Source organism: Kitasatospora sp. NPDC059088, assembly GCF_042738155.1.
Classification (GTDB): domain Bacteria; phylum Actinomycetota; class Actinomycetes; order Streptomycetales; family Streptomycetaceae; genus Kitasatospora.
The window spans coordinates 16778-36917 of record NZ_JBHYGR010000096.1 but is presented as its reverse complement, the minus strand read 5'-3'; the positions used below and the strand labels follow the sequence as shown (position 1 = coordinate 36917).

The following is a 20140-nucleotide window of genomic DNA, read 5'->3' as shown; positions in this document are numbered from 1 at the left end:
CAGTGTCGTCGGCTGGGTCTGATGTGTATAAGAGTCGGGCCGGGCGGTCCGGGCGGGCCAGGCCGCGCAGCGGCGCGGGCAGGACGGTGCCGCTCGCCGTGGCCGTGGCGAGGTCCAGCCGGACCGGGGCGAGCAGCGGCTGCGGCGAGCCGAGCGCGTCGTCCAGCAGGGCGAGCGCCTCGGCCGGGGGCAGCGGGGCGATGCCGGTCCGGGCCAGCCGGGCCAGGTCGGTGGTGGACAGCCGGCTCCCCATGCCGTCGCCGTCCCACAGTCCCCAGGCCAAGGAGAGCCCGGGTAGGCCCAGTTCGCGCCGGTGGGCGGCGAGCGCGTCGAGGAAGGAGTTGGCGGCCGCGTACGGGCCCTGGCCTGCGGTGCCGAGCAGTCCGGCGACCGAGGAGAACAGCACGAAGGCGTGCAGCGGCAGTTCCCCGGTCGCCTCGTGCAGCGCCCAGGCGCCGTCGGCCTTGGGCCGCAGCACGGCGGCGACCCGCTCCGCCGTGAGGCCCTCGGTCACGCCGTCGTCGACCACGCCGGCCGCGTGCAGCACGGCGGTGACCGGCAGCCCGGCGGGCGCCCGGTCCAGCGCGGCCCGTACGGCCCGGGGGTCGGCGACGTCGGCGGCGACGGTCGCCACGGCGGCCCCGGCCGCCGTCAACTCCTCGACCAGGCCCGGCTCCACGCTGCCGCGGCGACTGAGCAGGAGCAGGCCCCGGACGCCGTGGGAGTGCACCAGGTGGCGGGCCACCGTCGCACCGAGCGCCCCGGAGGCCCCGGTGAGCAGGACGGTTCCCGCCCCGAGGTCCGGTTGCCGGTCGGAGGTTTCGGCCCTGGTCAGCCTGGGGCGAAGCATCCTTTCCTGGCGGACCGCCAGCTCGGGCTCCTCGTCGAACCGGAGGAGGTCCGGCGTCACCCGTTCGCCCTCCCCGGCGTCCAACAGCGCCACCCGGCCCGGGTGTTCGGCCGCCGCCGAGCGGAACAGGCCCCGCACCGAGGCGGCGGCCAGATCGCGCACCGGTTCGTCGGCGCCGGTCGTGACGGCGCCCCGGGTGAGCAGGACCAGCCGGGAGCCGGCGGTGCGCGGCTCGGCCAGCCACTCCTGGAGCACCGGCAGCAGGAGCCGGACGGCGGCGTGGGCGGCCTCCGCCGGGGAGCCGGCGTCGGCCGGGGTGGCGTACGGGATCAGGACGGTCGACGGCACCGGCTCCGGGAGCTCGGCGAGCGCGGTCACCGGGGTCGCGGCGGGCAGCAGGTCGAGGTCCGGCCGCTGCCCGGCCGGGACGAGGACGGCGACCGCGGCGGCGGCCGGATCCGTGAACGGGACGGGCGGTACGGACGGCGGCGGAGGCACGGGCTCCCAGGAGAGCGCGTACAGCGAGCGGTCGGCGACGGTCCGCAGGCTGCGGGCCAGCGCCTCGCGGGTGACCGGCCGCAGGTCGAGCCGGGCGACCTCGGCCAGCGGCGCGCCCTGGGCGTCGGCGAGGACCAGCCGGTAGCCGCCGTCGGTCGGTCGCAGCGCGACCCGGGCCGCGGTGGCGCCCGTGGCGTGCACGGAGACACCGTGCCAGGCGAAGGGCAGCAGCAGTGCGGACTCCGCACCCGCGGCGCGGCCGTACCGGGCGAGCAGGTGGAGGGCGGCGTCCAGCAGCGCCGGGTGCAGCCCGTACGCGCCGGCCTCGGCCGCCGGGCCCTCGGGCAGCCCGACCTCCGCGAAGAGCGTGCCGTCCGCGGCCCGCCAGGCGGAGCGCAGGCCCTGGAAGGCGGGGCCGTAGCGGTAGCCGTCGGCGGCGAGCTCCGGGTACAGGGCGTCCGTGTCCAGGGGTGCGGCGCCGACCGGGGGCCAGACCCGCACGGCGGCGAAGTCGGCGGAGTCGGCGAACCCTGGTGCTCCCTGGCCCTCCGGGGCGAGGGTTCCGGTGGCGTGCCTGGTCCAGGGGGCGTCCCCGTCCCCGGCCGGCCGGGTGTGCACGGCCAGCACGCGCAGGCCGTTCGGGTCGGACGGGTCGGACGGACCGACCGCGAGCTGGAGTTGCAGGGCGCCCTCGGCGGGCAGCGGCAGCGGGGACTCCAGGGTCAGTTCGGCCAGGTGCGGGGCGCCGACGCGCTGCCCCGCCCGGAGCGCGAGCTCGACCAGGGCGGCTCCGGGCAGCAGTGGGGTGCCGAGGATCTCATGCTCGGCGAGCCAGGGCAGCGCGGCCGGGGACAGCCGGCCGGTGAGCACCAGGCCACCGCTGTCCGGGAGTTGCAGTTCCGCGCCGAGCAGCGGATGGTCGGCCTGGTCGAGGCCCACCTCACGCGGGTCCGCCGGGGTGGCGTCGGCGTCGAGCCAGTAGCGCCGGTGCTCGAACGGATAGCCGGGCAGCTCCGGCGTGTCGGCGATGCGGCCGGTCACCCCGGTCAGGGCCGGCCAGTCGACGGCCGTCCCGGTGACGGCCAGCCGGGCCAGGGCGGTCGCCACGGCCCGCGCTTCGGGTCGGTCCCGGCGCAGGGCGGCCGCAGCGGCCACGGGTGCGTCCGCGCCGAGGGCCGCCTCGACCAGCGGGGTGAGGACGGCGTCGGGGCCGAGTTCCAGGTAGCGGGTGACGCCCTGCTCGTGCAGCGTCTGCACGACGTCGTGGAAGCGCACCGCCGAACGGATGTGCCGCGCCCAGTACGCCGGGTCCGCGAACTCCTCCGCCGTGGCCAGGCCACCGGTCAGGTCGGAGACCACCGGCAGCAACGGCTCCGCGAACACCACCCCGCCCGCCACCCGCGTGAACTCCTCCAACACGCCGTCCATGTGCGGCGAATGGAACGCATGACTGACCGTCAACTGCTTCACCCTGCGGCCGCGTTCCCGCCACCGCCCAGCCAGCTCCAGCACCGCTTCCTCGTCCCCGGAGAGCACCACCGAACGCGGACCGTTCACCGCCGCCAACGACACCGACCCCTCCAGGCCCACCAGTTCGGCCAGCACCTCCCCCTCCGCGGCCTCCACCGCCACCATCGCCCCACCCGAACGCGCCGACCCCATCAACCGGCCCCGGGCCACCACCAACACCGCAGCATCGTGCAACGAGAACGCACCCGCCACGAACGCCGCCACCACCCCGCCGATCGAATGCCCGGCCACCACATCCGCCGTCACACCCGCCGACACCACCAACCGGTACAGCGCCACCTCCACCGCGAACAACGCCGGCTGAGTGAACTCCGTACGATCCAGCAACTCCCCGCCCTCGAACACCACCTCCCGCAACGACCGCCCCAACAACGGATCGAACGCCGCGCACACCTCGTCGAACGCCGCCGCGAACACCGGGAACGCCCCGTACAACCCACGCCCCATACCCGACCACTGACTACCCTGACCCGTGAACACGAACGCCGTACGACCACCGGGCGCGACCCGGCCGTGCAGCACGGCCGCGCTCTCCTCATCCGAGGCGAACTTCGCCAGTGCGTCCAGGAGTTCGGCACGGTCGGCGCCGAGCAGGACGGCCCGGCGCTCCAGCGCACCACGCGTCCGGGCGAGCGCGAGGCCCAGACGGGCCGGGTGCAGTTCCGGGCGGTCCTGGGCGAAGGCCAGCAGTCGTACGGCCTGGGCGCGCAGCGCCGCGTCGGTGCGCGCCGACACCGGCCAGGCCACCACCCCCGACGGCTCCACCACCTCCTCCGAAGACAGCGCGACCTCCGGCGCCTGCTCCAGGATCACGTGCGCGTTCGTCCCACTGATCCCGAACGAGGACACCCCCGCCCGACGCGCACGACCCACCTCCGGCCACTCCCGCGCCCCGGCCAGCAGTTCCACCCCACCCGAAGCCCAGTCCACCAACGGCGACGGCTCCCCCGCATACAACGACCCCGGCAACACCCCCTCCGCCAAGGCACGCACCATCTTGATCACACCACCCACACCCGCAGCCGCCTGCGCATGCCCGATGTTCGACTTCAACGACCCCAACCACAACGGCCGCTCAACAGAACGCTCCTGGCCGTAGGTCGCCAGCAACGCCTGCGCCTCGATCGGATCCCCGAGCCGGGTCCCCGTCCCGTGCGCCTCCACCACATCCACATCCCCCGCACCCAACCCGGCCGCCGACAACGCCGCCCGGATCACCCGCTCCTGCGAAGGCCCGTTCGGCGCCGTCAAACCGTTCGACGCACCGTCCTGATTCACCGCCGAACCCCGCACCACCGCCAACACCCGATGCCCGTGACGCACCGCATCCGACAGGCGCTCCACCACCAGCACCCCCACCCCCTCACTCCACCCCGTCCCGTCCGCACCCGCCGCGAACGACCGGCACCGACCGTCCACCGACAACCCCCGCTGCCGACTGAACTCCACGAAGGTGTCCGGCCGGGCCATCACGGTGACGCCGCCGGCCAGCGCGAGGTCCGCCTCGCCGCTGCGCAGGGCCTGGGCGGCCAGGTGGAGCGCGACCAGCGAGGAGGAGCAGGCCGTGTCCACCGTCACCGCCGGACCCTCCAACCCGAAGGTGTAGGCGATCCGGCCGGAGATCACGCTGGAGGTGTTGCCGGTCAGCAGGTACCCCTCGTAGCCCTCGGGGGCGCGCTGGAGCCGGGAGCCGTAGTCGTTGTACATCACCCCGGCGAAGACGCCGGTCCGGCTGCCGCGGAGGGCCTCCGGCGGGATTCCGGCGCGTTCGCAGGCCTCCCAGGCGATTTCCAGCAGGATGCGCTGCTGGGGGTCGGTGCCGAGGGCTTCCCGGGGGGACATCCCGAAGAATTCGGCGTCGAACCGATCGGCGTCGTACAGGAATCCGCCCTGTTCGACGTAGCTGGTGCCGACGGCGTCGGGGTCGGGATGGAACAGGGAATCGAGCGGCCAGCCCCTGTTCGACGGGAATCCGGCGACCGCGTCGACCCGGTCGGCGACCAACTGCCAGAGCTTTTCCGGGGAATCGGCGCCGCCGGGGTAGCGGCAGGCCGCGCCGAGGACCGCGATCGGCTCCGACTGCCGTTCCTCCAGGGCGCGCAGGCGTTCCCGGGTGTCGACGGCGTCGGCGACCACGCGCTTCAAGTACTGGCGCAGGGTGTCATTGTCGGCCACGTGGGTCTCCGGTCCTGGGCGGGCGGGCAGGGCGGCGCGACGTCGGACGATCGCGCACGCACCCTAGCCGGGCATCCGATCTCTATCAGATCTGACCCACCGTCAACATTGCGAGCAGGAAAGTATGCAGAGCAGGCAATCGGCCTGGTGTTTCCGACAATTCGTCAAAAGCGAACAACATCGGCGAGTTCGGATACGATCACCGGGCCTTCCCCCACCCGCTCCGATACCTCGGGAACGCTCTTGGCACTCGGCAGGTCGTCCCGGCTGCCCTCGCTCACCGGTCTGCGTTTCGTCGCGGCCGCGGCCGTCGTCGCCCAGCACGCCAGCCTGATCTGGACCCACGGGCACGGCGAGAGCGCCACCCTGCTCCGCCTCGGGTTCGCCGCGGTGACGTTCTTCTTCCTGCTCAGCGGCTTCCTGCTGGCCTGGGCCTGGCGGCCCGGGCAGCCCGTCCCGGTGTTCTGGCGCCGCCGGGTGGCCCGGATCCTGCCCACCCACCTGGTGACCCTGCTGCTCGGGGTGCTGCTGCTGGCCGCCGCCGGGCGGGCCGTGCCGCTGTGGGCCTGGCTGCCGAACGCGCTGCTCGTCCAGACCTGGTCACCCGGCTTCGACCTGCTGGACCCCGGGGTGAACGGGGTGTCCTGGTCGCTCTGCTGCGACCTGCTCTTCTACCTGCTGTTCCCGGTCATCGCCCGGCGGGCGGCCGCGATCGGCTCCGCACACCTCTGGGCCTGGGCGGCGGCGGCCGTCGCGGCCGCCGTGCTGATCCCGGTGCTGCTCACGGCGGCGCGGCCCGGAAGCGACGGGCCTTCCTTCGGGCTCGGCGTGACGCTCCGCCAGATCTGGCTCTGCTACACCTTCCCCCCGGCGCGGCTGCCGGAGTTCCTGTTCGGCGTGGTGCTGGCCCGGCTGGTCCGGGAGGGCCGGCTCGACGGCGTCCGGACCTGGCACGGCGCCGCCGCGTTCACCCTGCTCTACCCGCTCGACCAGCTCTCCCCGCTGCTGTTCGGCGTCGCCGCGATCACCGTCCTGCCGCTGGGCGCGCTGATCGTGGGCGCCGCCAACGCCGACCGGCTGGGCCGGCCGTCCCGGCTCGCCCACCCGGCGGCCGAGCACCTGGGCGCCCTCTCGCTGACGCTGTACCTGTCGCACTACCTGGTGATCGAGTACGGCGACGCGCTGCTCGACCCGTACGGCACCGCCGACGGGCTCCGGCCGCTGCTGTACACGGCCGTCCTGGTGGCCGGATCACTGGCGGCGGCCTGGCTGCTGCACGCCCTCGTCGAGGAGCCGATGGTCCGCGCGCTGAACGAGCCCCGCCGCCGCACCGCACCCGTCACCCTGCCGGACCGCCCGAAGGAGACCTCGTGACGACCGACCGCCGCCCTGCCCCTGCCGCCGCTACCGCCCCCGCCCCCGTCGCCGTGCTCGGCCTCGGCCTGATGGGCACGGCGCTCGCCGACGCCTTCCTGGCCGCCGGGCACCGCACCACCGTCTGGAACCGCACCGCCGCCCGTGCCGACGGCCCGGCCGCCCGGGGCGCCCACCGCGCCGCGACGCCCGCGGAAGCGGCGGCCGCCGCACCGCTGGTCGTGCTCTGCCTCGGCGACCACCACGCCGTCGGCGAGGTCCTCGACGCCGCCGGGGACGCCCTGGCCGGCCGGGTCCTGGTCGACGTCACCTCCGGCACCTCCGCGGACGCCGCCGCCGTCGCCGAGGCGGCGGCCCGGTACGGCGCCCGGAGCCTCGACGGCGCCCTGCTGGCCACCCCCGACGCCATCGGAGCCGCCGGGACCGTGGTGCTCTACAGCGGCCCCGAGGCGGCCTTCCGCACCCACGAGGCGGCCCTGACCGCGCTCGGCGGCTGCCCCACCTACCTCGGCGACGGCCCCGGGCTCGCCTCGCTGCACGACGTCGCCCTGCTGGCCGTGCTGTGGTCCGGACTCAACGGCTTCCTCCACGCGGCGGCGCTGCTGCGCACCGCCGGGATCGGCGCGACGGACTTCGCGCCGACCGCCGAGCTGCTGTTCGGCGGCATCGGCGCCTTCCTGGCCCGCTACGCCCGGCAGGTCGACGAGGGCGACTACCCGGCCGAGGACTCGGCGCTGCGCACCCACCTGGCGGCCGCCCGCCACCTGCTGGACGAGAGCGAGCGGCGCGGCCTCAACCCGGTCCTGCCCCGGCAGCTGACGGCCGTGATGGAGGCGGTCGCCGCGCGCGGGTACGCCGACGACAGCTACGCCGCCGTCGTGGAGCATTTCGCCAAGCCCACCGAGTAGGCCGCCGCGGTGGGGGGCCCCCAGCACCCGCCGCCCCCCCCCCCCGCAACACTCCCCCCCGCCACCGCCGCCCGCCGGCGCCGGCCCACCACGGCCGAGGCACCGAGCACGATCGCCGCGGCCACCAGCGACAGGTACATCTGCTTGCGTCCGTCGGGGTCGGTGAACATGTACACCACGACGAAGCCGATCATGCCGATGGCCACCCAGGTGAGATAGGGGTACAGCCACATCCGGACGGTGTGCCGCTCGGGCATCTCACGCTCGATGATCTTGCGCATCCGCAGCTGGGTCGCGCAGATCACCAGCCAGACGAAGAGCGCGATCGCACCGGAGGAGTTCAGCAGGAAGGCGAACACGGTGTTCGGCGAGGTGTAGTTGAAGAAGACCGCGATGAAGCCGAAGACCACCGAGGAGAGGATGGCCACCATCGGCACGCCGCGCGAGTTCACCGTCGCGAAGACCTTCGGGGCGTCGCCGCGCCGGCCGAGCGAGAAGGCCATCCGGGAGGCGGTGTACATCCCGGAGTTGAGGCAGGAGAGCACCGCCGTCAGCACGATCACGTCCATCACCTGGCCCGCGTGCGGGATGCCCACGTGGTCGAGCACCGCCACGTACGGGCTGTCCTTCACCGCGGCGGAGTCCCACGGCAGCAGGGTCACCACCAGCAGGATGGAGCCCAGGTAGAAGATCCCGATCCGCCAGATCACGCTGTTGGTGGCCTTGCTGACCGCCTTCTCCGGGTCCTCCGACTCGCCTGCCGCCAGGGTGACGATCTCGCTGCCCATGAAGGCGAAGACGACCGTGAGCATGCCGGTGAACACCGCGCCCACGCCGTGCGGCAGGAAGCCGCCGTGGCCGGTCAGGTTGCTGGCGCCGACCGCGTGGGTGTCCGGCAGCACGCCGAAGACGGCGAGGGTGCCGATCACCAGGAACGCGGCGATCGCCACCACCTTGATCCCGGCGAACCAGAACTCGAACTCGCCGTAGGAGGCGACCGAGAACAGGTTGGTGGAGGTCAGCACCGCCATCACGATCAGGGCCCAGCCCCACTGCGGCACGCCCGGCACCCAGTGGTTGAGGATCTTGGCGCCGGCCGTCGCCTCGACGGCGAGCACCACGACCCAGAAGAACCAGTACAGCCAGCCGATGGTGAAGCCGGCCCAGCGGCCCAGCGCGCGGTCCGCGTACGCCGAGAACGAGCCGCTCTGCGGGTCGGCCGCCGCCATCTCGCCGAGCATCCGCATCACCAGCACCACCAGCACGCCGGCCAGGGTGTAGGAGAGGAGGATGCCGGGACCGGTGGAGGCGATGCCCGCACCGGAGCCGACGAACAGGCCGGCGCCGATCACGCCGCCGATCGCGATCATCGACAGGTGCCGGTTCTTGAGCCCGGCCTTCAGGTGGCCGTCGCCGCCGTGTCCGACCGGGCCGAGCTGGTGGGGGACCTGGGTGGTGTCCGCGGCCTGCTTGGTGGTGTCCGCACTCATGGAGGGTGCCTTCTGCCTTTCCGGCGCGGCATGACCCTCGGCTCGTCGTGCCGGAGGGTGGGGGACAGACCCGCGCATTGCGGTGCAACCTAACTTCTACGCCCGGGTATCGGAACAGCTGAGAGATAACTGTTCGCTCACCGGACACAAAAGGCCAGGTCAGGGTGGGTGGAGAAGTGGCGGGAAAGGCTCAAATCTGACGCAGCGTCATGCTGGCGGGAACCCGCCAGGGCCCTGCCGGAGCAAGTGGCCGATCCGGCCGAACGCGCGCACAGTGGGAACCATGCAGACCACCTGGAAGGGGACGATCAGCTTCGGACTGGTCAGCATCCCCGTCCACCTCTACTCCGCGACCCAGGAGCACGACGTCCCGCTGCACCAGGTGCACGCCAAGGACGGTGGCCGGGTGCGGATGAAGCGGTACTGCGAACGGGAGGAGAAGGAGGTCCCGTACGCGGAGATCGCCAAGGGCTACGAGTCGCCCGACGGCCGGACGGTCACGCTCAGCGACGACGACCTCGCCGACCTGCCGCTGCCCAGCAAGAAGATCATCGACGTGCTGGCCTTCGTGGACGCCACCGAGATCGACCCGCTGATGTTCTCCAAGGCCTACTACGTGGGCGTCGCCGACAAGGCCGCCGCCAAGCCGTACGCCCTGCTGCGCGACGCGCTGGTGGAGTCGGGGCAGATCGCCGTCACCAAGATCGCGCTGCGCACCCGGGAGTCGCCCGCGGTGCTGCGGGTGCACGACGGGACGCTGGTGCTCCAGACCTGCATCTGGCCCGACGAGGTCCGCCCGGCGGCCGGGATCGCGCCCGAGGAGGACGTCGCGGTGCGGCCGCAGGAGCTCAAGATGGCGCGGTCGCTGATGGACACCCTCTCCGAGGACTTCGACCTCTCCCAGCTCCACGACGACTACCAGCAGGCGCTCCAGCAGGTGATCACCGCCCGGCTGGAGGGCGTCGAGCTCCCGCACGAGGAGGAGCCCGGCGAGGCGCCGGACAACGTGATCGACCTGATGGAGGCGCTGCGCAGCAGCCTCCGGCAGGCCAAGGGCGGCCGGGCGCCGGCCACCCCGGCCGCGGCGGAGCCGGTCGACGAACAGCCGGCCGCCGAGGAGCCGGCGCCGCGCAAGCGCGCCGCCGCGAAGAAGGCCGCCACCGCGAACAAGGCCGCCACCGCGAAGAAGACCGCCGCCGCCGGAAAGGCCGCGGGCACCGGGAAGGCCGCCCCGGCGAAGAAGACCACCACCCGCAAGTCCGCGGCTCCGCGCAAGGCCTCCTGACCGCGCGGGCCGCCCCCTCCCCCTCACCCAGCACCGGAGGCGATCCCGAATGGACCTGCTCAGCTACAAGGAACTCGAAACCGGGCCGGACGCCCCGAAGAACCCGAGCCTGGGCCACCGGGCCTGGCGCTGGCTGCTCAGCCTCAGCCCCACCGTGGTGACCTTCATGGTCGCGCTCTCGATCGGCCTGCTCATGGTCGAGGTCCAGACGGAGTGGGACCCGATGATCGGGCTGATGGCCTTCTTCTGGCTGCTGACCTTCATCGCGCTGGTCGGCATGGTCGCCCGCTGGGCGACGCCCGGCCGGGGCAGGCACCGGACGGTGGGCTGACCTGACCTGACCGGCCCGAACCCGGGTACCCGCAGCCGTACCGGAGGCGTCGCGGCTCCGGGAGCGATCAACCGATCCACACCGTGGTGACGTTGCAGAACTCCCGGATGCCGTGCCCGGACAGCTCCCGCCCGAAGCCGGAGCGCTTGACCCCGCCGAAGGGCAGCGCCGGGTGGGAGGCGGTCATGCCGTTGAAGAACACCCCGCCGGCCTGGATGTCGCGGACGAAGCGCTCCTGCTCGCCCTGGTCGGTGGTCCAGACGTTGGAACTGAGCCCGAACGGCGTGTCGTTGGCGAGGGCCACCGCCTCGTCCAGGTCGGCGACCCGGTAGACGGTGGCGACCGGGCCGAAGGTCTCCTCCAGGTGGATCCGCATCGCCGGGGTGATGCCGGTCAGCACGGTCGGCTCGTAGAACCAGCCGGTGTCCCAGCCCATCGGGCGGTTGCCGCCGCACTCGACCCGGGCGCCGTGGGTGCGGGCGTCCTCGACCAGTTCCTCCAGGTCGTCCCGGCCCTGGCGGCTGGCCAGCGGGCCGACGTCGGTGGCCTCGTCCATCGGGTCGCCGATCCGCAGCGCGCGCATCGCCTCGGTGAAGGCGGCGGTGAAGCGGTCGTAGACGTCGGTGTGCACGATGAAGCGCTTGGCGGCGATGCAGGACTGGCCGTTGTTCTGCACCCGGGCCCGGACGGCGGTGGCGACCGCGGCGTCCAGGTCGGCGCTCGGCAGGACCACGAACGGGTCGCTGCCGCCCAGCTCCAGCACCGCCTTCTTCACCTCGTCCGCGGCGGCGGCCGCGACCGCCCGCCCGGCCGGCTCGCTGCCGGTGAGGGTGACGGCGGCGACCCGGCCGTCCCGGACCACGCCCTCGACCGCGCCCGAGCCGATCAGCAGGGTCTGGAAGCAGCCCTCGGGGAAGCCGGCCCGCCGGAACAGCTCCTCGATCGCCAGCGCGGTGCGCGGCACGTTGGAGGCGTGCTTGAGCAGGCCGACGTTGCCCGCCATCAGGGCCGGCGCGGCGAAGCGGATCACCTGCCAGAACGGGAAGTTCCACGGCATCACGGCGAGCACCGGGCCGAGCGGGCGGTAGCGGACGTACGCCCGGGAGGCGCCGCTGTCGGCCACGTCGGCGGGGGCCGGGTGCTCGTCGGCGAGCAGCGCCTCGGCGTGGTCGGCGTACCAGCGCATCGCCTTGGCGCACTTGGCGGCCTCGGCCCGGGCGGCGGCGAGCGGCTTGCCCATCTCCTCGGTCATGGTGCGGGCGAGCGCGTCCTGGTCCCGGTCCAGCAGGTCGGCCGCGCGGTGCATCAGTTCGGCGCGGGCGGCGAACGGGGTGCTGCGGTAGCCGTGGAAGGCGGCTTCGGCGCGGGCCAGCCGCCGCTCGATCCCGGCCGCGTCGAGCGCTTCGAAGGTCTGGACGATCTCGCCGGTCGCGGGGTTGACGCTGGCGATGGGCATGCGGGGCTCCCAGTGGGGGGTCGGGTCCGGTGCTCTGCCCTCACACCCTCCCCGACGCCCCGCCCCGGGGCGCGCCACCACCGCCCGGCGTGTCCCGCCGGGGGCCGGCGGGCGTCACTCCGGCAGCGACTCCACCCGGGCGGCCGCCTCCCGGGCCCGGGCGCCGGCCCTGGTCCGGGCCGCGGTCACCTGCCGGAGGGGGAAGCGGTTCAGGTACTCGGCCTCCAGCTGGCCCGTCCGCAGGGTGTGCCGTTTCAGCGCCTCCTCCGAGCCGTACAGGAAGGTCTCGTGGCGGGTGCGGTGCAGTTGCTCCAGCTCGTGCAGCAGGGTGTCGTTGCCCAGTGCGTGCGGGGAGATGCCCGCGGGCCGGATGTGCGGGTCGTCGGCGTGCTGCATCGCGGTGCCTCCTCGGCGGAAGTCCCCTCCTCCAGGGTGCCCGCCGACCGCCGCCGGTGCACCCGATCGTCCGGGGCGGTCCGGATGGACAAGGAGAATTGTAAAAGAGCTGTCGTACGAGAGTTCTTGTGGATATCCTCCCGGCATGGACGAGACGACGGGCAGGACGACCGACGAACCGCGCGGCACCCGGGAGATCCAGGACTCCCGGGTGCTCGCCGCCCTCACCCACCCGTTGCGCTGGCGGCTGATCGACCTGCTCAAGGTCGACGGCCCGGCCACCGTCGGGAGACTGGCCGAGCGCACCGGGCAGGCGGTGGGCAACGTCAGCCACCACCTCAAGGTGCTGGCCGAGAGCGGACTGATCGAGGAGGCGGCCGAGCTCGCCCGGGACCGGCGGGAGCGCTGGTGGCGGCTGGCCGACCGCGAACTCAGCTGGACCAGGGCCGACTTCGACGGGGACCCGGCCGCCGAGGCGGTCGCCGACGCGGCCGGATCGATCCTGCTGGAACGCAAGGTCGAGCTGGTCCGCGAGTGGTCCGCGCGGCGCGGCGGGTACGACCCTGACTGGCGGGACGGCTGCTCGGTGGCCACCGAGGCCTGGCTGCGGCTCACCCCCGAGGAGGCCCGGGAGCTGGCCGCCGACCTGCACGAGGTGATCCAGAAGTGGGCCCGGCGGCCGGTGCCCGAGGACGGGCGGGAGCGCGAGACCGTCCTGGCCTTCGCCCACAGCGTCCCGGCCAGGCCGTGACCGCCACCCTCGCCCCGCCCGCCGGGGGCCCCGAACTCCGTTCGCGCTGGGGCCTGTTCACCCAGCGGGACTTCCGGCTGCTGTGGGCCGGGCAGACCGTCAGCCGACTGGGCAGCAGCGTCACCACCGTCGCACTGCCGCTGGTCGCGGTGCTCACCCTGGGCGCCGGGCCGCTCGCCGCGGGCCTGCTGACCAGCGCGATCTGGCTGCCCTGGCTGCTGTTCGGCCTGCCGGCCGGGGTCTGGGTCGGCCGGGCGCCCCGGCGGACCGTGATGATCGCCTGCAACCTCGGCTCCGCCGGGCTCCTCGCCAGCGTGCCGGTGGCGGGGTGGTTCGGCGTCCTCACCCTGGCGCACCTGCTGGCCGTGGCCTTCCTCGGCGGCGTCTGCTCGGTGTTCTTCGACGCCGCCGACCAGGCGTACCTGCCCGAGCTGGTCGCCCCGGCGGACCTGATCGAGGGCAACGCCAAGCTCCAGGGCAGCGGCTCTGCGGCCGAGGTCGCGGGCCGCGGACTGGCCGGGCTGGCCGTCCAACTCATCGGCGCCGCAGGCGGGTTGCTCATCGACGCGGTGAGCTTCCTGATCGCGGCCGGCACCCTGCTGCGGATCCGCGCCCGGCCGCAGCCGGTGCCGCCGGTGCCGGAAGGCCTGCGCGGACAGGTCCGCGAGGGGCTGTCCTTCCTGCTGCGCGACCCCTACCTGCGGGCCTTCCTCTGCTTCGGCGCGGCCGCCAACTTCGCCCTCATGGGCTACCAGGCGATCCTGGCGCTGTTCCTGGTCCGGGAGGCCGGCATCGCCCCCGGCTGGGTCGGCGTGCTCGCCTCCGCCGCCGCCCTCGGCGGGGTGCTCGGCGCGGCGGCGGTCCGCCCGCTGTGCGCCCGGCTGGGGACGGCCCGCGCGGTGCGGACCGTGCTGCTCGGCGCCGTCCCGCTCGGGCTGCTGATGCCGCTGGCCGGGCCGGGAGCGGGCACCGCCCTGTACGTGGTCGGCGCGCTCGGGGTGGTCGCGGCCGTGGTGTTCTGCAACGTCGTGCTCGGCAGCTTCCGGCAGTCCTACACCCCGCCCGGGCTGCTCACCCGGGTGGCGGCCGGATCGATGTTCGCCGTCCACGCCACCATCCCGCTCGGCGCCCTGACCGGCGGCGTCCTGGGCGACGCGATCGGCCTGCGACCCACCATGTGGGTGATGACCGGCCTGCTCGTGGTGGCCGGGGCGCTGCCGCTGTTCTCGCCGCTGCGCACCCTCCGGGAGCTGCCCACGGCGCCCCCGAAGATCGGCGAGATCATAGGATGAATTCCGCACCTTCAGGCCCAATCCCCGACAGCTCGGACAGATCGCACATGCCGCTCCCCAAGGCCGAACTCCACCTGCACATCGAAGGCACCCTCGAACCCGAGCTCGCCTTCGCCCTCGCCGCCCGCAACTCCGTCGAACTGCCGTACGCCGACACGGAGGAACTGCGGAAGGCGTACTCGTTCAGCGACCTGCAGTCCTTCCTCGACCTCTACTACGCGCTGATGACCGTGCTGCGCACCGAGCAGGACTTCGCCGACCTCGCGGACGCCTACCTGGCCCGGGCCGCCGAACAGGGCGTGCGGCACGCGGAGATCTTCTTCGACCCCCAGGCGCACACCGCGCGCGGGGTGCCGCTCGGCGTGGTCGTGGACGGCCTGACCCGCGCGCTGTCGCGCAGCGAGCAGCGGTACGGCATCAGCACCCAGCTGATCATGTGCTTCCTGCGCGACGAGTCCGCCGACTCCGCCCTGGACACCTTCGAGGCCGCCCGCCCGTACTTCGACCGGATCGCCGGCATCGGCCTGGACTCGGCCGAGGTCGGCAACCCGCCCGCGAAGTTCCGCGAGGTCTACCGCCGGGCCGCCGAGGCCGGGCTGCGCCGGGTCGCCCACGCGGGCGAGGAGGGCCCGGCCTCGTACATCACCGAGGCGCTGGACGTGCTCGGCGTGGAACGGATCGACCACGGCCTGCGCTGCCTGGAGGACGGCGAACTCGTCGCCCGACTGGTCCGCGAGCAGATCCCGCTGACCCTCTGCCCGCTCTCCAACGTCCGGCTGCGCTGCATCGACACCCTCGCCGACCACCCGCTGCGGGAGATGCTGGACGCCGGCCTGCTGGTCACCGTCAACTCCGACGACCCGGCCTACTTCGGCGGCTACGTCGAGGACAACTTCCGCGCCGTCCGGCAGGCCCTGGCCCTCGACCAGGAGACCCTGCGCCGACTGGCCGCCAACTCCTTCCGGGCCTCCTTCATCGACGACCGCCGCCGCGCCGAACTCCTCGCCGAGGTCGAGCGGTTCACCTTCGACCCGATCGACGGCTGACCGCCCGCCGGCCCTGCGTCAGTCCAGCGGCGAGGGCCCGCTGCGGGCGTAGCGCAGCAGGGTCACGCCGTTGGTGAAGCGGTGGGTCTCGACCGGGGTGAGCGGGACGGGGCGGTCGGTCGGGCGGAACAGCAGGGTGCCGCGGCCGAGGACGACGGGGTGGACGAGGAGGCGGAACTCGTCGATCAGGTCCTGGGCCAGGAAGGAGGCGGCCAGGTCGGCGCCGCCGAGGGCGAGGTTCCCGCCGGGGCCGGCGGCGAGGGCGGCGACCGTGCCGGGGGTGACCTCGCGGACGACGGTGGTGTTCCAGTCGGCGTGGTCGAGGGTGCGGGAGAAGACGGTCTTCGGCATGGTGCGCCAGATCTCCGCGAACTCCGCGACCGGGCCCGCGGCGGCCGGGTCCCGGTCGGCGGTGGGCCAGAAGGCGGCCATCAGTTCGTGGGTGCGCCGGCCGGAGAGGAAACCACCCATGCGGACGAGTTCGCGGTTCATGTGGGCGTGCACCTCGTCGTCGATGAGCTGCCAGCCGAGGTCGTGGTCCGGTCCCTCGAAGTAGCCGTCCACGGACACGGACATGAAGAGGACGATCCTGCGTCGCATGGCGGCCTCACCGGGGGAGGGCCCCCCGGCCCCCCCGCCCCCCCCCCCCCGGGGGGGGGGCGGGGGGGGGGCGGGCGGCGGACGGGCGTCAGATCAGGGTGCTCCAGTAGTACCAGAACCGGTTGAGCACCAGCAGTGCGATCACCGCGTACCAGAGCACCGGGACGACCCAGTGGTAGCGCACGGCCTCCCGCACCACCGTCCGCGCCCTCGGCCCGACCGGGATCACACCGGAGCGCAGGTTGTGCAGGGTGGTGTACCAGAACAGCGGGATCATCGCGGCCCAGACCACCATGCAGTACGGGCAGAGCGCGCTGATCCGGTACAGCGCCTGGTACATCAGCCAGGTCACGAAGCCGATCCCGAACACCGTCCCGGCCTGGAGGCCGAGCCAGAACCAGCGCCGGAACGACGCCCCGGCCAGCAGCCCGGCGCCGATCGCGATCACCACGCCGAACGCGACCAGGCCGATCAGCGAGTTGGGGAAGCCGAAGGCCTCCGCCTGGTCGCTGCGCATGACCGAGCCGCAGCTGATGATCGGGTTGATGTTGCAGCTGGGGACGTACGACGGGTCCTTGAGCAGCCGGATCTTGTCCAGGGTGAGGACGGCCGAGGCGAACAGGCCGACCGCGCCGCCGAGCAGGAGCAGCCAGGCGAAGGGGCGGCTCGCACCGAAGGTCCGCGTGGTGGCGGCGGCGGGTACGGCCTGGGCGGGCGGCGTCACCCGGTCACCTGCTTGACCAGGGCGGTGAACTGCTCGGGCGAGACGGCCTTGCCGTTGGTCAGGACGTCCAGCTTCTTGCCGTCGAGCTTGACGGTCGGGGTGCCGGTGACGTCGCTCTTGTTGAACTCCTCGTTCACCTTGGCCGCCCACGGCGCGTAGGTGCCGTCCTGGACGGCCTTCACGAAGGCGTCGGTCTTGAGGCCGGGCACCTGGCCGGCCAGGTCCAGGATGTGGTTGACGTCGCCGAAGTCGTCGCTGCGCTCGTCCGGCTGGTTGGCGTAGAGCACGTCGTGGAAGGCCTTGAACTTGTCCACGCCCTCGTTCAGGGCGGCGCCGGCGGCGGCCAGCGCGGTGCGCGAGCCCTTGCCGCCGAGGTTCTTGTCCAGGAACGTCGCGAGGTGGTACTCGATCTTGTAGGTGCCGTCGTCGGCGAGCTGCTGGACGGCCTTGCCGGTGGTCGTCTCCAGCTGCTCGCAGAACGGGCAGCGGAAGTCCTCGTAGACCTCCAGGGTGTGCGGGGCGTCGGCCTTGCCGTAGGTGATCACGGTGCCGTCGGTGCCGCTCGCGTTGGCGGGGACGACCAGCGGGCCGCCGGCCCCGGCGGTCGAGGAGGAGCCGCCGACGGCGAAGGCGACGCCGGCCGCGAGGGCGAGCACGGCGACGGAGGCGCCGCCGACCACCACCCGGCGGCGGACCCGGTCGGCGCGCTGGGCCTGGGCGCGGGCCTCGCGCATGCGCTCGGTGGCGTTGGTCTTCCGGTCGGTCTTACGGGCGTTGCTCATGGGGTGTCGTCCTGTGCTCTCGGGTGCGCGGGCGCGTGGCGCTGGGCGCGGGGCGTGGCGGGGAGCGAGGACCGTCGAGGGGAAGCGCTCAGACGGTCAGGGCGAACACCGGGGGGCCGCGGCGGACGGCCGGGCGGACGACTGCGGCCTCGGCGGGGACCAGCACGCGGCTGGCGCGGGGGAAGGGCACCCGGAGCACCGGGCGGGCCGGGACGGGGGCGGTCAGCAGCCGCAGCCAGCGGGCGGCGGCCGGGAGGTGGCGGTGCAGGAACTCGCCCAGCGTCCGGAGGGCCCGGGTGAGGCCGCTCAGCGCGGCGTCCGCGCGGCGCAGCCAGAAGGCCCCGGCCAGGGCGATCACGGTGTGCAGGAGGAGCAGCACGAGGATGCCGGTCTGCTCGGACACGCCGTGGCCGAGCAGGAACCCGCCGAGCGAGCCGCCGCCGCAGAGCAGCGGGCGCAGGCCCTGCCCGGCGTCGGGCGGAAGGGACGGGCAGGAGCGCTGGGCCAGGTCGAACAGGGCGCTGACGCCGAGCTGGAGGGGGAGGAACGCCGCCGCGATCGCAGGGTAGCCGCGTTCGCGGCCGGCCAGGGCGAAGGCCAGGACGAAGACGGCGGCCGAGGCCAGGCCCATCGTCCCGACCGGCAGCGAGCGGCCGGTGACCAGCACCTGGCCGAGCCCGGCGAGCAGCACGACCAGCGCGGCGAAGACCGCCGCGCGGAGCGTCCTGGTGACCGGGCCGATGTCCATGGCATCCGAGTCTGCCACAGGTTGAAAGTGGAACGGTCTTGTCGGCGGCGGGCTGTGAAGAGCCTCACCGGCCTTGCTGAGCTGGGCTTATGTGGTTCTTACGGGGTGTGGGGGTTCCCGTGGGGGTGGCCGGCAGGGCTTGAGGCGGGGTGGCCGTTGGCGGTGCTCACCCGGGCTTCGAGGAGGTCCCGGAAGTGTTCGAGGTCTTCGCGGACCGTGCGCTCGATCGCTCCGGCCTGGGCGAAGCCGCGAGGGCCGCCGAACTCGCGGTGGACGGCCTCCGGGTCGTACTCCAGCCGGATCTGGAGGCGGGTGTGCTCGGGGTCGAGGGGGAGCAGGGCGAAGGCGCCGCTCAGGTGGACGGAGTCCAGGGTGCGCCAGGCCATCACCCGGCCCCGGCCGCGGTCGGTGATCTCGGTGTCCACGGAGCGTTCGGCGCCGTGGATGCGGATCGCGAGGTGGGCGAGGTTGCGGCCGTGGGGGTGGGCGGTGCGGACGCCGTCGACGAACCGGGGGTACTCGTGGACCCGGTGGAGTTGCTCCCAGGTGGCCAGGGCGGGGGCGGTGATGTCGATCTGTTCCTCAAGGGTGGTCATGGGGTTTCCTCCGGAACCAGGGTGCGCTTGGTCGGGGGGTGGGGCAAAAGGGGGACGCTGCGCGGGGCTGGGGTGTGGGGGTGGGCTTTCGGGAGGGTGGGTGGGTCCGGGGGCGGTTCCAGGGGTGGGTGCTCCGGCGGCTGGGTGATTTTCGGACCGCCGACCCTGTGGGCAGGTGGCTGGGCGCCGTGGGCGGTCTGAAAATCACCCGTTACGCCGCTCTCCGCACCCACCCCCTCCACCGCCCCCTCCCGCAGCGCGTCCCTCTCGCCTGGGTCGGGTGGTGGGGGTGGGTGGTTGTTGTGGGTGGGTTGGTGCGGGTTTGGGGGTGGGAGGAGACTGGGCGCATGCCGGAGTTGCCCGAGGTTGAGGCGTTGAGTTCCTTTTTGGCCGCGAGGGTGGTCGGGCGGGAGATCGCGCGGGTGCAGGTGGTGGCGATCAGTGCGTTGAAGACGTACGACCCGCCGGTGGCTGCCTTGGAGGGGCGGGTGGTGGGGGCGGTGGCGCGGCGGGGGAAGTTTCTGGACTTCGAGGTGGGTGGGGTGCATCTGGTGGTGCACCTGGCGCGGGCGGGGTGGGTGCGGTGGAGGGATTCGTTGCCGGTGGAACCGGCGAAGCCGAGTTCGCGGAACCCGTTGGCGGTGCGGGTGGGGTTGGAGGGTGGGGACGGGTTCGATCTGACGGAGGCGGGGACGAAGAAGGGGCTCGCCGTCTATGTGGTGCGGGATCCGGTGGAGGTGCCGGGGGTGGCGAGGTTGGGGCCGGAACCGTTGGATCTCGGGGTGGAGGAGTTCGCCGGGTTGTTGCGGGGGGAGCGGCGGAGGTTGAAGGGGGTGTTGCGGGACCAGACCGTGTTGGCGGGGGTGGGCAACGCCTACTCGGACGAGGTGCTGCACGTGGCGCGGATGTCGCCGTACAAGCTGGCGTCGAGCTTGACGGAGGAGGAGACGGCGCGGTTGTACGAGGCGTTGGGTGACACCTTGCGGGACGCGGTGGAGCGGTCGCGGGGGCTGGCGGCGGGGGAGCTCAAGGCGGAGAAGAAGGTGGGGATGCGGGTGCACGGACGGACCGGGCTGCCGTGTCCGGTGTGCGGGGACACGGTGCGGGAGGTGTCCTTCGCGGACTCGTCGTTGCAGTACTGCCCGACGTGTCAGACCGGGGGGAAGCCGTTGGCGGACCGGAGGATGTCGCGCTTGTTGAAGTGACGGGGGCCGCGGGGGGGGGCCCGGGGGGGGGGGGGGGGGCGGCCGGGTATTTGTACACCCCCCCCCGACAAGGGGGCCACGGGGGGGGGCGGGGGCCGGCGGG

General features: G+C 73.5%; 17 protein-coding genes. 8 read left to right on the top strand and 9 right to left on the bottom strand.

Annotation, left to right across the window (positions count from 1 at the left end):
• Positions 1–5053, bottom strand: a 5053-nt coding sequence (locus tag ACFWXO_RS32485; RefSeq protein WP_380528375.1) for a type I polyketide synthase, incomplete at its 3' end; no start/stop codon positions are given.
• 243 nt (positions 5054–5296) lie between these two features.
• Here ACFWXO_RS32485 and ACFWXO_RS32480 point away from each other — a divergent pair.
• Complete coding sequence (locus ACFWXO_RS32480; protein ID WP_380528373.1) at positions 5297–6427, top strand: acyltransferase family protein; 1131 nt, start codon at positions 5297–5299, stop codon at positions 6425–6427.
• Positions 6424–7335 carry an NAD(P)-dependent oxidoreductase gene (locus tag ACFWXO_RS32475; protein WP_380528371.1) on the top strand — a complete coding sequence of 304 codons (912 nt, stop codon included), beginning with the start codon at positions 6424–6426 and terminating at the stop codon, positions 7333–7335. The genes ACFWXO_RS32480 and ACFWXO_RS32475 overlap by 4 nt, the downstream gene beginning before the upstream one ends.
• On the opposite strand, the gene ACFWXO_RS32470 is transcribed toward ACFWXO_RS32475, so the two are convergent.
• Positions 7293–8825 (bottom strand): amino acid permease, encoded by a 1533-nt coding sequence (locus ACFWXO_RS32470; protein ID WP_380528369.1) that lies wholly within the window; start codon positions 8823–8825, stop codon positions 7293–7295. The two genes, ACFWXO_RS32475 and ACFWXO_RS32470, sit on opposite strands and share 43 nt — an antisense overlap.
• A gap of 283 nt (positions 8826–9108) precedes the next feature.
• Between ACFWXO_RS32470 and ACFWXO_RS32465 the strand changes: the two genes are divergently transcribed.
• Positions 9109–10110, top strand: coding sequence for a Ku protein (locus ACFWXO_RS32465; RefSeq protein ID WP_380528367.1), 1002 nt, complete (start codon positions 9109–9111; stop codon positions 10108–10110).
• A 49-nt stretch (positions 10111–10159) separates the two neighbouring features.
• Positions 10160–10441, top strand: coding sequence for a hypothetical protein (locus ACFWXO_RS32460; RefSeq protein WP_380528365.1), 282 nt, complete (start codon positions 10160–10162; stop codon positions 10439–10441).
• A 67-nt stretch (positions 10442–10508) separates the two neighbouring features.
• On the opposite strand, the gene ACFWXO_RS32455 is transcribed toward ACFWXO_RS32460, so the two are convergent.
• Together ACFWXO_RS32455 and ACFWXO_RS32450 are read right to left on the bottom strand one after the other, a co-directional pair.
• A complete protein-coding gene (locus ACFWXO_RS32455; RefSeq protein WP_380528363.1) occupies positions 10509–11897 on the bottom strand; it encodes an NADP-dependent succinic semialdehyde dehydrogenase in 1389 nt (462 codons plus the stop codon).
• Positions 11898–12011: 114 nt separating this feature from the next.
• Entirely contained in the window at positions 12012–12293 is a 282-nt protein-coding gene (locus tag ACFWXO_RS32450) for a DUF6158 family protein (protein WP_375884008.1), read from the bottom strand.
• A 145-nt stretch (positions 12294–12438) separates the two neighbouring features.
• Between ACFWXO_RS32450 and ACFWXO_RS32445 the strand changes: the two genes are divergently transcribed.
• From ACFWXO_RS32445 to ACFWXO_RS32435, 3 genes are read left to right on the top strand one after another with little or no spacing between them, the layout of a single operon-like run.
• Entirely contained in the window at positions 12439–13044 is a 606-nt protein-coding gene (locus tag ACFWXO_RS32445) for an ArsR/SmtB family transcription factor (RefSeq protein WP_375884009.1), read from the top strand.
• Positions 13041–14336 carry an MFS transporter gene (locus tag ACFWXO_RS32440; RefSeq protein ID WP_380528360.1) on the top strand — a complete coding sequence of 432 codons (1296 nt, stop codon included), beginning with the start codon at positions 13041–13043 and terminating at the stop codon, positions 14334–14336. The genes ACFWXO_RS32445 and ACFWXO_RS32440 overlap by 4 nt, the downstream gene beginning before the upstream one ends.
• Before the next feature lie 47 nt (positions 14337–14383).
• Positions 14384–15382 (top strand): adenosine deaminase, encoded by a 999-nt coding sequence (locus ACFWXO_RS32435; RefSeq protein ID WP_380528358.1) that lies wholly within the window; start codon positions 14384–14386, stop codon positions 15380–15382.
• Between the two features lie 18 nt (positions 15383–15400).
• Here the strand turns inward: ACFWXO_RS32435 and ACFWXO_RS32430 are convergent, their stop codons facing one another.
• The 5 genes from ACFWXO_RS32430 to ACFWXO_RS32410 form a co-directional block, all read right to left on the bottom strand.
• A complete protein-coding gene (locus tag ACFWXO_RS32430) occupies positions 15401–15958 on the bottom strand; it encodes a dihydrofolate reductase family protein (RefSeq protein ID WP_380528356.1) in 558 nt (185 codons plus the stop codon).
• A gap of 112 nt (positions 15959–16070) precedes the next feature.
• Positions 16071–16706 carry a vitamin K epoxide reductase family protein gene (locus ACFWXO_RS32425; protein ID WP_380528354.1) on the bottom strand — a complete coding sequence of 212 codons (636 nt, stop codon included), beginning with the start codon at positions 16704–16706 and terminating at the stop codon, positions 16071–16073.
• On the bottom strand, positions 16703–17488 hold the full coding sequence (locus ACFWXO_RS32420) for a DsbA family protein (RefSeq protein WP_380528352.1): 786 nt from the start codon (positions 17486–17488) through the stop codon (positions 16703–16705). The genes ACFWXO_RS32425 and ACFWXO_RS32420 overlap by 4 nt, the downstream gene beginning before the upstream one ends.
• 88 nt (positions 17489–17576) lie before the next feature.
• Entirely contained in the window at positions 17577–18254 is a 678-nt protein-coding gene (locus tag ACFWXO_RS32415; RefSeq protein ID WP_380528350.1) for a hypothetical protein, read from the bottom strand.
• Positions 18255–18334: 80 nt separating this feature from the next.
• Positions 18335–18832: an SRPBCC family protein gene (locus ACFWXO_RS32410; protein WP_380528348.1), complete on the bottom strand. Its 498-nt coding sequence runs from the start codon at positions 18830–18832 to the stop codon at positions 18335–18337.
• Positions 18833–19179: 347 nt separating this feature from the next.
• On the opposite strand from ACFWXO_RS32410, the gene ACFWXO_RS32405 reads away from it, so the two are divergent.
• Positions 19180–20037, top strand: coding sequence for an Fpg/Nei family DNA glycosylase (locus ACFWXO_RS32405; protein WP_380528346.1), 858 nt, complete (start codon positions 19180–19182; stop codon positions 20035–20037).
• The last annotated feature ends 103 nt before the right edge of the window (positions 20038–20140 follow it).